The sequence below is a fragment of the Rhizobium leguminosarum genome, from assembly GCF_010668065.1.
In the GTDB taxonomy this organism is placed as follows: Bacteria; Pseudomonadota; Alphaproteobacteria; order Rhizobiales; family Rhizobiaceae; genus Rhizobium; species Rhizobium leguminosarum_S.
On the sequence record NZ_WUEN01000002.1, the window covers coordinates 754,537 to 768,268 of the forward strand.

General features: G+C 60.0%; 14 protein-coding genes. 7 read left to right on the forward strand and 7 right to left on the reverse strand.

Going from position 1 to position 13,732, the window contains the following annotated elements; translation table 11 throughout:
- Positions 1-108: 108 nt before the first annotated feature.
- From GR198_RS08205 to GR198_RS08215, 3 genes are all read left to right on the forward strand, one after another.
- On the forward strand, positions 109-570 hold the full coding sequence (locus tag GR198_RS08205; RefSeq protein ID WP_003538804.1) for an Lrp/AsnC family transcriptional regulator: 462 nt from the start codon (positions 109-111) through the stop codon (positions 568-570).
- A 180-nt stretch (positions 571-750) separates the two neighbouring features.
- The gene (locus GR198_RS08210) at positions 751-1,632 is read left to right on the forward strand and encodes a DMT family transporter (protein WP_029873027.1); all 882 of its coding nucleotides are present in this window, start codon (positions 751-753) and stop codon (positions 1,630-1,632) included.
- Positions 1,633-1,716: 84 nt separating this feature from the next.
- Entirely contained in the window at positions 1,717-2,121 is a 405-nt protein-coding gene (locus GR198_RS08215; RefSeq protein ID WP_029873026.1) for a PilZ domain-containing protein, read from the forward strand.
- On the opposite strand, the gene GR198_RS08220 is transcribed toward GR198_RS08215, so the two are convergent.
- Positions 2,091-2,813: a hypothetical protein gene (locus GR198_RS08220; RefSeq protein WP_029873025.1), complete on the reverse strand. Its 723-nt coding sequence runs from the start codon at positions 2,811-2,813 to the stop codon at positions 2,091-2,093. The genes GR198_RS08215 and GR198_RS08220 overlap by 31 nt on opposite strands.
- 178 nt (positions 2,814-2,991) lie before the next feature.
- On the opposite strand from GR198_RS08220, the gene GR198_RS08225 reads away from it, so the two are divergent.
- Positions 2,992-4,980 carry a bifunctional 2',3'-cyclic-nucleotide 2'-phosphodiesterase/3'-nucleotidase gene (locus GR198_RS08225; protein WP_164068213.1) on the forward strand — a complete coding sequence of 663 codons (1,989 nt, stop codon included), beginning with the start codon at positions 2,992-2,994 and terminating at the stop codon, positions 4,978-4,980.
- Between the two features lie 42 nt (positions 4,981-5,022).
- Here the strand turns inward: GR198_RS08225 and GR198_RS08230 are convergent, their stop codons facing one another.
- Positions 5,023-5,991 carry a LysR family transcriptional regulator gene (locus tag GR198_RS08230; RefSeq protein WP_164045536.1) on the reverse strand — a complete coding sequence of 323 codons (969 nt, stop codon included), beginning with the start codon at positions 5,989-5,991 and terminating at the stop codon, positions 5,023-5,025.
- Positions 5,992-6,130: 139 nt separating this feature from the next.
- Here GR198_RS08230 and GR198_RS08235 point away from each other — a divergent pair, with 139 nt between their 5' ends.
- Positions 6,131-6,745 (forward strand): FMN-dependent NADH-azoreductase, encoded by a 615-nt coding sequence (locus tag GR198_RS08235; protein WP_029873022.1) that lies wholly within the window; start codon positions 6,131-6,133, stop codon positions 6,743-6,745.
- 48 nt (positions 6,746-6,793) lie between these two features.
- Here GR198_RS08235 and GR198_RS08240 read toward each other — a convergent pair whose 3' ends face one another.
- On the reverse strand, positions 6,794-7,369 hold the full coding sequence (locus GR198_RS08240) for a TetR/AcrR family transcriptional regulator (protein ID WP_164068215.1): 576 nt from the start codon (positions 7,367-7,369) through the stop codon (positions 6,794-6,796).
- A 162-nt stretch (positions 7,370-7,531) separates the two neighbouring features.
- Here GR198_RS08240 and GR198_RS08245 point away from each other — a divergent pair, with 162 nt between their 5' ends.
- Positions 7,532-8,308: an SDR family oxidoreductase gene (locus tag GR198_RS08245; RefSeq protein WP_029873020.1), complete on the forward strand. Its 777-nt coding sequence runs from the start codon at positions 7,532-7,534 to the stop codon at positions 8,306-8,308.
- A 57-nt stretch (positions 8,309-8,365) separates the two neighbouring features.
- Here GR198_RS08245 and GR198_RS08250 read toward each other — a convergent pair whose 3' ends face one another.
- From GR198_RS08250 to ilvA, 4 genes are all read right to left on the reverse strand, one after another.
- Positions 8,366-9,595 (reverse strand): MFS transporter, encoded by a 1,230-nt coding sequence (locus GR198_RS08250; RefSeq protein WP_029873019.1) that lies wholly within the window; start codon positions 9,593-9,595, stop codon positions 8,366-8,368.
- 357 nt (positions 9,596-9,952) lie between these two features.
- Positions 9,953-11,224, reverse strand: coding sequence for a GGDEF domain-containing protein (locus tag GR198_RS08255; RefSeq protein WP_029873018.1), 1,272 nt, complete (start codon positions 11,222-11,224; stop codon positions 9,953-9,955).
- A gap of 249 nt (positions 11,225-11,473) precedes the next feature.
- Positions 11,474-11,800, reverse strand: coding sequence for an HlyU family transcriptional regulator (locus tag GR198_RS08260; RefSeq protein ID WP_003538786.1), 327 nt, complete (start codon positions 11,798-11,800; stop codon positions 11,474-11,476).
- A gap of 37 nt (positions 11,801-11,837) precedes the next feature.
- A complete protein-coding gene (ilvA, locus tag GR198_RS08265; protein WP_029873017.1) occupies positions 11,838-13,088 on the reverse strand; it encodes a threonine ammonia-lyase in 1,251 nt (416 codons plus the stop codon).
- A 183-nt stretch (positions 13,089-13,271) separates the two neighbouring features.
- On the opposite strand from ilvA, the gene GR198_RS08270 reads away from it, so the two are divergent.
- Complete coding sequence (locus GR198_RS08270) at positions 13,272-13,646, forward strand: VanZ family protein (RefSeq protein ID WP_026158643.1); 375 nt, start codon at positions 13,272-13,274, stop codon at positions 13,644-13,646.
- The last annotated feature ends 86 nt before the right edge of the window (positions 13,647-13,732 follow it).

Below are 13,732 nucleotides of genomic sequence, written 5' to 3' on the forward strand. Positions count from 1 at the left end.
GGAATCCAACCATCAAGGCAGTGAAATGTCCTTGCAAAGACGATTTGCGAAGACGCGATTTTTCGGCGATTATTGCGCCTTTCCTACCTTTCTTCGAAGGTTCTTCGAATGGCCGATCTCGATACCATCGATCTTGCGATTCTCCGGGCATTGCAGGCCAACGCCCGCATCACCAATGCCGAGCTTGCCGAAAGGATCGGATTGTCGCCTTCGGCCTGTTCACGCCGGCTCGACATCTTGGAAAGAAGCGGCGTCATCGGCGGCTACCATGCGCGGCTTTCACACAAGGCGCTCGACTACAAGATGATCGCCATCGTGCATATCTCGCTCTCCGGCCAATTCGCCAAGACGCTGGCGGAATTCGAGGCAGCGGTGAAGCTCTGCCCGAACGTGCTCGTCTGCTACCTGATGTCGGGCGAATACGACTATATCTTGCGCGTCGCCGCCCGCGACCTCGAGGACTATGAGCGGATCCACCGCGACTGGCTGTCGGCCCTGCCCCACGTCGTCAAGATCAATTCGAGCTTCGCGCTTAGAGAAATCATCGACAAGCCGAATGTCGGCCTTTGAGGCCTTGCATCTTTGCCGAAAGCCTGCCCAGACTTTCGATGCGCGCAGGCGTTTCCCCCACTACAGCGCCGCGCGTCTTTTCAGACGTGCAGAGGACGCTGTAACATTTTGGACTTCTGCGTAATTTCACCCTTAAATCGGAATCGATTTAAGGGTGAAATTACGCAGTAATGGCAAATCATGACATCGAAGACCCAAGGCTATATTTTCGCGCTGCTGGCGATCACCATCTTCTCCCTGCAAGATGCTATCTCGAAACATCTGGCGACGGCCTATCCGCCAATCTTCGTGACGATGATCCGCTACTGGGCCTTTGCGCTTTTCACGATCATCCTCGCTTCGAAGATGCGCGGCGGCATCAAGGCGACGGCGCGCACCAAACGCCCTCTCCTGCAGGTGACCCGCGGCGTGCTGCTTGCGGTCCAGGTGGTTCTGGCCATCACCTGCTTTGCGATGATCGGCCTTGCCCGTTCACAGGCGATCTTTTCCGCGACGCCGATCCTGATCGCGCTGCTGGCGATGCCGATCCTCGGCGAGCGGGTCGGGTGGCGGCGGTGGGCAGCGATCGGCGCTGGACTTTTCGGGGTGCTGCTGATCCTGAAGCCGGAAGGCGAATTTTTCGACGTGAAGCTGCTTCTCGCCGTCATTTCCTGCTTCAACTTCGCCTTCTACGTCATCGCCACCCGTCTTGTCAGCCGCGACGATTCGTCGATGACCAGCTTCTTCTATACCGGCGTCGTCGGCGGCGTCACGATGACGCTCATCGGACCGTTCTACTGGAGCTGGATGTCGTCGGGCGACTGGGGCTGGATGGCGCTCGTCTGCGTCACCAGCATTTCCAGCCATTATTTCCTGATCCGCGCCTATGATGTTCTCGATGCCGCCGCCGTCCAGCCGCTGACCTATCTGTCACTTGTCTACGCCTCGGTCATCGGCATGGCGGTCTATGACGAAACGCTCAGTCTCAACACGATCATCGGTTCGATCATCGTGGTTGCCGCGGGCATTTTCACGGTCTGGCGCGAGCATGTGGTCGGAAGCAGGGCCACTGCTGCCAATTGATGTTTCACTGCAATTTTAGCCAAGCCCCTAAAACCATTTCAATTTTCCGGCGCTATGCTCCCTCGGTATACCAAGGGAGACCGTATGACCCGCAACTTGAAAATCACGGCCCGGAAGACTGATCGGAAAAACTGCCGCGTGTTCGGCCATGTCAAATATCTGAACAGCCAGGTGGATGCCCGCATCCTCGACCTATCGCCAACCGGTGCCGCCCTGGAGATGAAGGGGCCGCTCCATGCCGCCTCAGGCAGCAAGGTGCGCATCGAGGCCGAAAACCTCGGGCTGCTCGAAGGCATCATCCGCTGGAAGCATAATGGCCGCGTCGGCATCCAGTTCGACGTGAATTCGAATGCGCGGGCGCAGATTTCCTCCTATTTCCGGTTTTTCCATAAGGAGATGCGACCGGTGCTGGCGGTACGCCAACTGGCCAAAGCCGGCGCCAATAGCGACCGGACGGCTCATTTGGCAACGTCGACGCTGAAATCGTAAGGCTGCACGGCCTTTGCGCCGAATGACCGGCTGAGATCGTTCCAGTAGCTGCGGTTGACGTTGACGTCGAGAGTGACCGAGCCTTGCGTCTGCGGCAGCCTGGCGCCGAGGTCCCTGACGTCGACAGTGGCGGTATTGGCGTTGGAGCCAGACAGCAGGATCGTTTCCGTGCCGAGAGGCACGTTGACTGCGCCGGGCGCCTGGCTGCTGGAGAGCGGCTCGCTTGATATGATCTGGCCGTCTCCACCGAGGAACTTGATATCGCAGGTCTGGCATTCGCCCTGCGTCCAGCCGGGATTGACCTTCAACTCGACCCGCGGCGGCAGGGAGCGAGTGCCGTCCTGAGCATGGGCGACGCCGACGATGCCGAACAGGCTGGCGGCCGAGCTGACCTCGATCGGCCTCGGGTTGGCTGCACTCCCCTGTGCAGCGGCCATGATCAGAGCCGGTGCGCCGATGCCAAGAAGAAGCGCCTTCTGCAACTGCTGTTCGCGATAGATCAGGGCGATAGCGCCGCCGATAATGAAGAAGACGACGATGGCGGCAAGCGCGCAGGCAACCGAGATCCAAGGGTTTGCCGTCGTCGTCAGCCATTTCTCCACATCGCCGCTGTAGAGCGCCTGCGCCTTGTCGACCAGACTGGGTGCGATGCCTCCGAAACCTCCGACCAAAGCGATAACGACCTTGTTCATAATGCCATCTCCCCAATGGTTCCAGCTATTACCACTGTACCATAAATTGCATTTCACGACCATGCTGCTTTCCCGCTGGATTGTTTTGCCGTTCTGTCATTTTCACGGTGTACTCCTCGGCAAATCGTCCTAATTCTGACGGGCCGGACGATGCATGATCCCTATTAGGAGAATTTCCATGTCTTCCATTTTCGATGTTGGCGCGATGAGCCGCCGTTCCCTGCTCGGCGGCCTCGCCGCCACTTCCGCCCTGGTGCTGCTGCACCCTTTCAGCGCGCGCGCCAGCGCCAACCAGGCGCATCTCAGGCTGATGGAAACGACCGACATTCACGTCAACGTCTTCCCCTATGACTATTATGCCGACAAGCCGAACGACACGATGGGCCTGTCGCGCACCGGGACGATTGTCGACGCGATCCGCGCAGAGGCCGTCAACTCGCTGCTGATCGACAATGGCGACGTGCTGCAGGGCAATCCGATGGGCGATTACATGGCCTATCAGCACGGCATGAAGGACGGCGACGTCCATCCGGTAATCAAGGCGATGAACACGCTCGGCTATACGGTCGGCACGCTCGGCAATCACGAGTTCAACTACGGCCTCGACTTCATGTTCAAGGTCCTGGCAGGCGCAAACTTCCCCTTCGTCTGCGCCAACCTGACCAAGGGCCATCTCGCCTCGGACCCGAAGCAGGACGACCTCTTCTTCAAGCCCTACATCATCGTCGAAAAGCAGATCAAGGACGGTGCCGGCAATGAGAGCCCCGTCAAGATCGGCTTCATCGGCTTCGTACCGCCGCAGATCATGCTCTGGGACATCAAGAACCTCGAAGGCAAGGCACAGACGCGCGACATCGTCGAGGCCGCCAAGGCCTGGGTTCCCGCCATGAAGGAAGCCGGCGCCGATATCGTCATTGCGCTCTCGCATTCCGGCATCGACGGCAGCGCACCGTCCGAAAAGATGGAAAACGCCTCGCTGCATCTCGCCGCCGTCGACGGGATCGACGCGATCTTCACCGGCCACCAGCATCTCGTCTTCCCCGGCCCGAAGAGCTGGGACGGTGTGGCCAATGCCGATCCCGTCAAGGGCACGCTGCATGGCAAGCCCGCCGTGATGGCCGGCTTCTGGGGCTCACATCTCGGCCTTATCGACCTGCTGCTCGAAAAGGACGGCAATAGCTGGAGGATCGTCGATTTCACCTCGGAAGCACGGCCGATCTTCCATCGCGACGACAAGAAGAAGGTGGTTGCCGACTACGCCGACAAGAAGGATGTGGTCGAGGCCGCCAAGGCCGAGCATGAGGCGACGCTTGCCTATGTCCGCACCCCGGTCGGCAAGACCTCCGCACCGCTCTATTCCTATTTCGCACTGGTCGCCGACGATCCCTCGGTACAGGTCGTCAGCCAAGCGCAGACCTGGTACATCAAGCAGATGCTCGCCGACACCGAATTCAAGGATCTGCCGGTGCTTTCGGCGGCGGCCCCCTTCAAGGCCGGCGGTCGCGGCGGCGCCGACTACTATACCGATGTTCCGGCCGGCGATATCGCCATCAAGAACGTCGCCGACCTCTATCTCTACCCGAACACGGTGCAGGCCGTTGCCATTACCGGCGCACAGGTGAAGAACTGGCTCGAAATGTCGGCCGGCATGTTCAATCACATCGAGGCCGGCTCGAAGGATGGGGCGCTGCTCAACAATGATTTTCCGTCCTACAATTTCGACGTGATCGACGGCGTCACCTACCAGATCGACCTGTCGCAGCCGCCGAAATATGATTCGTCCGGCAAGCCGATCAATCCGGACGCCAACCGCATCCAGAACCTCGCCTTCAACGGCAAGCCGATCGACCCGGCCCAGAAGTTCGTCGTCGTCTCGAACAACTACCGCGCCGGCGGCGGCGGCAATTTCCCTGAGATCACCGCGGACAAGGTGATCTTCCAGGCACCGGATACCAACCGCGACGTCATCGTCCGCTATATCCATGATCAGGGCACGATCAATCCGTCGGCCGACGCAAACTGGACCTTCAAGCCGCTCCCGGGCACGACCGCGACCTTCGAGAGCGGGCCGAAGGCGAAGCAGTTCCTCGCCGAGGTGAAGAGCGTCAAGATCGAGGATGCCGGCGAAGGGGCCGACGGTTTCTCGAAATTCAGGCTGGTTCTTTAGGCGGAAGACAATATCAGCGAAGGCGCGGCACCCGCGCCTTCGTCATTCGGCCGCGAGCGGCGTACCAGCGTCCTGCAGTTCCGCTATCTGAGCATGGAAATCGGCTTGGCTCGGGCAGGCGGAAAGCCGCGTGCGGAACGCGTCGATCATCCAGGTGGCGGCAGGTCCGGGCGGGTTGGCGAGCTGACGGACCGAATATATGGGATACTCCCCCTGTTCGTAGGCATCCAGATCGAGATGAACGAGCCTGCCGCTCGTCAGATCGTCATGAATCACGGAAGCCGGGAGGCCGCCCCAGCCAAGGCCGGCCTTGATGAGCTGGTGCTTCGTCGCAATATCGCTGACGCGCCATGTCTTGTAGGAGAGAACGTTGAAATCGCGCCCCTTCGTCCGTCCCGACGCATCGGTGACGACGAGTTGCACTTCCTCGCGGACGTCGCCGAGCGTCAGCGGCCGGCCGATCCCGGCAAGCGGGTGGTTATGGGCGGCAACCGGCAACATGAAGGAATGACCGATCCGCTCCGTGACAATCGAATCGTCCTGCTTGACGACCGCGCCGCCAATCCCGATCGTCGCCTTGCCGCTGAGGACGAGATCCATGACCATTCCGAGCTCACCGACATTGAGGCTTAACGAAACGGATGGAAACATCTCCCGGAATTCGCGGAGGACGTCCACCAGGGCTCGCGAAGGCACCATGACACTGATGGCGACGGAAACCTCCGCTTCGAGCCCTTCCCTCAGGCTCTTGACGCGCGCCCGCATGACTTGCAGATCGCCCAGAATGCGCCGCGCATCCTCCAGCATCGCCTTGCCCGCCTCCGTCAGCTTCGGCTGACGCGCGCCGGAGCGCTCGAAAAGCGGGACTTCGAGCTGTGCCTCCAGATTGGCGATCGTATAGCTCACGACCGATTGGGCACGGTTCAGCGCCCGCGAAGCGGCCGAGAAGCTGCCGGTCTCGGCAACGGTCAGAAACACCTGCAATTGGTCCAGAGTGGGGTTTGGCAGCATCTTCTATCCATTCCATCGATAGTTTCGATCGACATTATCACCGTTTTTTCGATAGCAGGCCAGACCTATTTTCCTCATCGAGACTGCGGCTCACCTCCCAGCAACGGGCCGTCAAATCCCATTCGAAAGGAAATGCACCATGTCGTCCATCCTTCTTCTGACGTCCAGCCCGCGTGCCGAATCGCTCTCGACGCCGATCGCCGTCGATCTCGCCGAAAAGCTGAAGAGCCAGAACCCGGGCAGCGTCGTCGTTCGCCGCGACCTTGCCGCCAACCCGCTGCCGCACATCGATGACCTCTTCACCGGCGCAATCCGCAAGCCGGCAGAGGCCCGTACCGCTGAGGAAGCCGCAGCCGTCGAGACTTCCGACGAACTCGTCAACGAGCTGCTCGCCGCCGACACGATCGTCATCAGCACCGGCCTCATCAACTTCAACATCTATTCGTCGCTGAAGACCTGGATCGACAACGTCGCCCGCGCCGGCCTGACCTTCAAATACACGGAAAGCGGCCCGGTTGGTCTCGCAACCGGCAAGAAGGTTTATGTGGTGCTCGCCTCGGGTGGTGTCTACTCGCAGGGGCCGGCCGCCGCTTTGAACCATGCCGTGCCGTACCTGAAGTCGGTTCTCGGCTTCCTCGGCATCAGCGATATCGAGACCATCTATGTCGAAGGCCTGGCCTTTGGTCCGGAAGCTGCCGAAAAGGCGATCGACGCCGCCAAGTCGCGCGTCCAGGAAATCGCACTGGCCGCCTGATCGACTCGTCGACGCTCCATGGAACGGCCGGCCTTTGCCGGCCGTTTTTCATTTGTCGATATCGGCGACAAAATCCCGGACTGTCGCCAGGATTTCGGCCGAGAGTTCTTCATCGGACGAAATCCTGGCAAGGCCGACGCCGCCGGCCATCATCGCGAAGGCCATGATCGCCTTGCGGCGCCTTTCCCGTTCGTCCGCTCCCGCAGCCTTGCTCGCCAATGACGCGAAATTGCGCCGGAGCCCGTCCGTCGCGATCCCCCGCGCCTTCTCGCCGCTGCGGGATATATCGGAGGTCAGCGCTGCGAAAGGGCAGCCCTCGCCGGGATTGTCGCGGTGATAGGCGCTGACATAACGATCGGCGACATCGGCAGCCGTCATCTCCGCCGGGTTCACCCCCTCGGCCTCCAGCTTGCGCCCCCATGAATCGAAAGCGGACTGGATCGCTTCGGCAACCAGATCGTCACGGGAGGCGAAATGTTTGTAGAAGCCGCCGACGGTCAGTCCGGCCTCCTTCATCAGGTCGGCGACGCCAATACCTTCGAGCCCCTCCTCGCGCAGCCGCTTCGACGCGATCTCGACAATCTTCTCGTGCGTCTTTTGTTTCTCCAACTGCGAACGCCCCATTGGACATCTCCCCGGCACCAATCGAATGAGCATGATGTCGGCCGAAAGCCGCTTACACTTTTCGGCATCATGCTTCTCTTGACTCATGTGGATTATCATCATAATCCTTGTAGATAACGATCATAATCCAGATCGTTGCCAATTCCAAGAGGAGCATGAATCATGCGTCTAAGAAACAAGATCGCCCTGATTACCGGCGGAAACAGCGGCATCGGTCTTGCGACCGCCAGGGTCTTCATCGACGAGGGTGCCAAGGTGGTGATCACCGGCCGCAACCCGGAAACGCTCGCGGCTGCCGAAAAGGCGCTCGGCGCCGGCGTGCTGGCGCTGAAGGTCGACGTCACCGATGCCGCCGCCACCGAGAAGGCGTTTGCGGAAGCCGCCGGAAAGGTCGGCAAGTTCGACATCGTCTTCGCCAATGCCGGCATCGGCGGCGCGACGCCGCTCGGCGAGACATCGCCAGAGCAGTTCAACCAGATCATCAGCACCAATCTCACGGCGGTTTTCTTCACCGTGCAATCAGCCCTGCCGCATCTCAATGACGGCGCTTCGGTGATCCTCAACGGTTCGGTGCATGCCGTGCTCGGCGCTCCAGGCTGGTCGGCCTACGCGGCGACCAAGGCGGCAGTCCGGGCAATGACGCGCAATATGGCATCCGAGCTCGCGCCGCGCGGCATCCGCGTCAATCAGGTAACGCCCGGCGGCACGAAGACGCCGATCTGGTCGCCGATGGCCCAGACAGAAGATGCGATGTCGGCGCTCGAAGCGCGCATCGGCGGCATGAGCCCGCTCGGCCGCATGAGCGAAGCCGACGAAATCGCCAAGGCGGCGCTCTATCTGGCCTCGGATGACTCGGCCAATGTCACCGGCATCGAGATCACAGTCGACGGCGGCATGACGAGTGCGCCATCCGGCGCCAAGATCTTCCGCGCTGCCTGAGTGAGCCGGGCTGGGCAGGTCAAACTTGCCCGGCCCCTCGCCGACCTCGGTCACCCGTCATAGAGTGCTTGTATTGTCTCTTACGGATGCTTTGTTTCGTTCTTGCGTTGCACGGTGGGCAACACGAAAGAGGACGATTGCCAAATTCAGGACGGCAAGCAGGAGCAAGACACAGAGCATGGTCTGGATGCCGGAGGAAACGATCAGATTGCCGGCGATCAGTGGAAAGCCGAAGACGCCGATGGAATAGGCGAGCGAGAATAACAAAAGCGACTGAGGCATAAGGCCGGCGGGAGCCTCATTGGCCGCCAGGCCGTTGATGACGGAATATGTCAAGCCATAGCCCACCCCCAGCATCGCTGCGCCTCCCAGATAGGCAAGCTGATTTGATGTCAGCATCAGGAACAGCACGATCGATGCCAGCGTCAGACTTGTCAGGACCACAAGCGAATAGAGTGGGTCTTTCTTGACCACATATCCCGCCACGAACAGCCTGCTCAGAATTGCGGCGGACATGAAGCCGATGAAGAACAGGGAGTAATCGAACCCATGCGCCTTGGCGTAGCTGGTTTGAAAGCTGGACAACCCACCAAAAATCGCGCCTCCGATGCCGACCATAGTGATGGAATACATGGCTCGCGAACCGATCACCTCACGCGCTGCGCCAAACGAGATCTTGTTGACATGGGGCAGGATTTTGCCGGCCTTGGTCAGCCGGAGGTGGAGCCAAAAGTAAAGCGCACCGCCGGCGAGACTGGAAAGGAACGCAAATCCGAAGGCCGCCTCGATCGGCATCGACCAGCCTGTGGCAATGCGGCCGACGATCGGTCCGGCGCCGATGCCCGACATCATCGATCCCGAAAGCAGAGCAAAAAACCTGATCCGATGTTCGGGTTCGACGATCGCGGCGACCAGAATGGGTCCGAGCGCATAGAAGGTGCCCCAGCCTATGCCGAGGATGAAACCGACCGCCATCAGGCTCAGCCCAGCTGAGGGTACCATGGCAAATCCCAGCGCTGACGCGGCAAGAAACAATCCCGAGACAGCCACCGCCCGCGCCGAGCCGATGGCATCCGCGATGTGGCCGGACAGGATCACGAGAATGACGGTGCTGACAGTCGCAGCCGAAATGATCAGGCCGGCCAGCGCCTCGTCGCCGCCACGCTGGCCAACCAGCACCGGGATCAGAAAGGTCACGCCATAAGCGATCGAAAGAAGAAACCCGCCGATACATAAAACGGTAAACTCGCCGCCATCGACTTTCTTCCGTGCAATTGAATCACTCATGTCTCCGCGCCCCTCGCAGGAAAACTCATCTGGGATATTTCCGCCATGGAGATCACGTTTGAATTTTGCGAACAAGCCGTTTTTATGTTGCTCATAACGTATTGAAAATACATACATAGGCAGACAAATGTTTCGATTTAAGCAACATCTTCAACATCCCCGACCGACGCGCTGCATCGATCGACGTTAGGAAGCGGCTCCCGAAGTCCGCAGCCTTGCGCACCATCAGCATCGATACGAATTCACGAGGAATACCTACGGGCTGGCCGCGTTCAGCCAAACGGGGAAAGAGCCTCAATCGAGGCCAGCCGGGCCAACTGAGTTGGTCGGGTTAACTGGGTCAGCCCGAGCCACGGGCTAACTGAGTTTCACCACGCCCGAGCGGCCGACGACGCAGTTGCGGCCGCTCTTCTTGGCTGCATAGAGCCTGCCGTCGGCAGCCGTCAGCACGGCGGTGAAATCGACGCCGTCCTCGTCGGCAGTCGCAACGCCGATGCTGACAGTGATCGGCGTGTCATCCGGCGTCTTGACGCTGGTCGCGATCGTCCAGCGCAGGCGCTCGGCAAGCAGCAGACCTTCCTCGTGGTCGGTGCCTGGACAGACGGCAACGAATTCCTCGCCGCCGAAGCGGAAGACGCGATCGCTCGAGCGCAACGTCGTGCCCAATCGGGCTGCGATCGCCTTCAGCACCTCGTCGCCCTGGAGATGGCCGTAGCCGTCATTGACATCCTTGAAGTGATCGGCGTCGATAATGAGGACGGTGGCGAATGACCCCTGCTTCAGTGCCTCGAGCAGCATCAGCGGCGCTTCCATTTCCATGCGCGTCCGATCGTAGACACCAGTGAGCATGTCGCGGCCGGTGCGCTCCAGAAGATCGTTGTAGCGCTCGCGGAACGTCAGGTCACCGAACACGTCGCTGATCGAACGTGCGGACCCGGCTGCGCCGATACGGCGAATACGATATTCATAGAATGCGAACATCGCCGCGTAGAGGCAGACGGCAAGCATTTTCGCCTTCCATCCGCCCCAGAATGCGGCGATCGGCACATCCAGGAAGTAATGCAGCGCGGCGAAAAAGCCGATCTGGTCGAAGGTCAGCAGCACGAAGCCCGAAATCAGGAAACGCAGGACGACGCGGCGGCGGAAGAAATCGCCGAGTTTTTCGTAGAGCAGGATGATGCCGAGCGAATCGACATAGAGCAGCGCCGTGCCCCAGACCATCAGCCAGCCCATCTCCTTGAGAAAATCGACATCGGGTGTGTGGTTGGTCGATATCTGCAGCGGCTGGTGCAGTTGTAGCACCCAGGCAATACCGACGGTGAGCAGGTTGCCGAGGAAAAGACCATAGATCGGCTGGCGCACCGTCGCGGCATCTTCCTGCAGGTAAAGCATCAGGATCATCATCAGCTTGCCGGAGAAGAAGACGGATGAGCCCGGCGACACATCCCCGAACGGCAGCGAGACGTAAAAGACCGCCGCCAGATAGGTCTCCATGAAATGCATGACGCCGAGCGCCGTCAGGAAAACCCCGAGACCGAGCCGGTGACGGAAATGCAGAAGCGTCACCATCAGCACGAAATAGGCGATGGCTTCGACGACGAAGAGAGCGAGGTTGAGTGTCTCCATCACAATACCTCGGCTCCGGACATCAGCCCCCAGCACCCTGCCGGCGCGACGATCGCGACAGCGGATCCTTTGGTCGATCGTCCGAAAAAGTCAAACACGAGGGCGTCCCGCAAATCCTGCAGGCGATACCTTTCACCGCAATCCTTTAAGATTGCGTGAGCAGGATCGCTCGCCGATGGACGTCCAGATCAGGCGATTGAAAAACAAGAATAATTGTGGCCGGCATCAAATACCTGTCCGGCGGTATCTATTTCAAACCTGACGAAGTTTCTCGCCGTCGCCAAAGAGCGACGAACCATGCTGATCGATGATCTGCTGCGCCTTGCGCACCGTGCATTCGAGCGCGTCATCGGAGGAGGAAAACAGATCGGCGCGGATGAAATTGCGCACCAGTACCTCGTCGCCAACCTTCTTTTCGATGCGGCCGGCAAGGCGATACTGGCCGCCTTCCTTGCGCGGCTCGGCATAGATCGTGCAATCGCCGTAAAGCTGCGGCTCGCCGGAAGGGCCTGCCGCCTCCGAAGCCGGTTTGCCGCCGCCGGAGAACATCGAAAAGATATTTGAAATGAACGAAGCCATGCTCCGCCTTTAGCACGACCGTATCGCTGTCGCCAAGTCAAATGATCAGATTGGCGAGGATCTCGTTTTCGGTGATATCCTCGTAACCCATGCCGGCTGCTTCGAAATTTCCGATCAGCCGAGCGAAATTCTCAGGCGCCTTGGTTTCGATGCCAATCAGGATCGAGCCGAAATTACGCGCCGATTTCTTCAGATATTCGAAGCGGGCGATATCGTCGTCAGGGCCGAGCAGATTGAGGAAATCCCGGAGCGCGCCGGGGCGCTGGGCGAGCCGCAGGATGAAGTATTTCTTCAGCCCTGCGTAACGCATGGCTCTTTCCTTTACGTCAGGCAGACGCTCGAAATCGAAATTGCCGCCGGAGACGACAGCAACGATGGTCTTGCCGCGAATCGCTTGGCCGTCCATCGCGGCGATCGCCGTCAGCGACAAGGCACCGGCCGGCTCCAGCACGACGCCCTCGACATTCAGCATTTCCTGAATAGTAACGCAGATGGCGTTCTCCGGCATGAGTTGCACCTGCTCGGCCGGGAACTCACGAAGAGCGGCGAAATTCAGGTCGCCGATCCGCGCCACTGCAGCGCCATCGACGAAATTGTCGACCTTGGCAAGCGTCGTCACCGCGCCCGCCTCGATGCTGCGCTTAAGACTCGGCGCACCGGCGGGCTCGGTGAAGACGAAAGCCGATTTCGGCACGGTGCCGTCGAGATAGCCGGTGATGCCGGCGGCCAGTCCGCCACCGCCAACCGGCAGGACGACCATGTCCGGCACTGTTCCCTCCGGCAGCTGCTGCATTATTTCGGCGGCGACGGTCGCCTGGCCTTCGATGATGTCGGCGTGGTCGAAGGGCGGCACCATGACGCCGCCAATCGCCTCCACATGTTCGCGGGCGGCCTGGTAGCATTGGTCGAAGAAGTCGCCAAACAGCCGGATGGTGATGAATTCGGCGCCGAACATGCGGGTCTTGTCGATCTTCTGCTGCGGTGTCGTCACCGGCATGAAGACGACGCCCGGCACGCCGAAATGGCGGCAGACGAAGGCAAAGCCCTGGGCATGATTGCCAGCCGAGGCGCAGACGAAGGTCTTGCCGGCAGCACCCTGCCCGATCGCCTTGCGGAAGAAATTGAAGGCGCCGCGGATCTTGTAGGAGCGCACCGGCGACAGATCCTCGCGCTTCAGCCAGATATCGGCTCCGTAGCGGGCCGACAGATGATCGTTGAGCTGCAGCGGCGTTGCCGGAAACAGGCTGCGCATTGCCTCTTCGGCGCTTTCGACATCAAGTCTCGTCACGGGCGTGGTCCATTCTCATGAGTAGCCGCTGCCGCTATGGCACAGGCCAACCGGCAAAAGAAAGCCCGTTTCGGCCATTTCCGGTTCTCTCCCGGGAAAGCCTTTCTTAAGTCAATCGCGAAATCGGCGGCAGATGAACTGATTTTAACTGTCAATGAAAAGCCAAGCCACTAATATGAAGCCATGATGATCTTCAAATTTGCAAGGCCGCTCGCCTGGCTGCTGCTCGCCCTCATCCTCTTCGTCACGGTTTCGCCGATCGGGCTGAGGCCGGAAACGGTCACGACGGTCGATACCGACCGCGGGGGCGCCTATGTTCTCGTCGGCCTCGCCTTCGCGCTCGCCTATCCGAAACAGTGGAAGATGGTGGCGGTGCTGCTGATTGCCGGTGCAGTCGCCATCGAATATCTGCAGTATTTCGCACCAACACGCCATCCGCGCCTGCACGATGCCGGCATCAAGGCGGCGGGCGCAGCCCTCGGGCTGCTGGCAGGCTGGCTGATCAACAGGTGGCGCGAGACCAAAGCGCCAAACGCGCTTCCGCTCACAGAGCGATGATCACCATCAGGAACAGACCGCACATAATCCCGAAAATCGAATTCGGGATCTGTCCAGATCGAAAGTAATAGAGCGTCCTTAGCGCG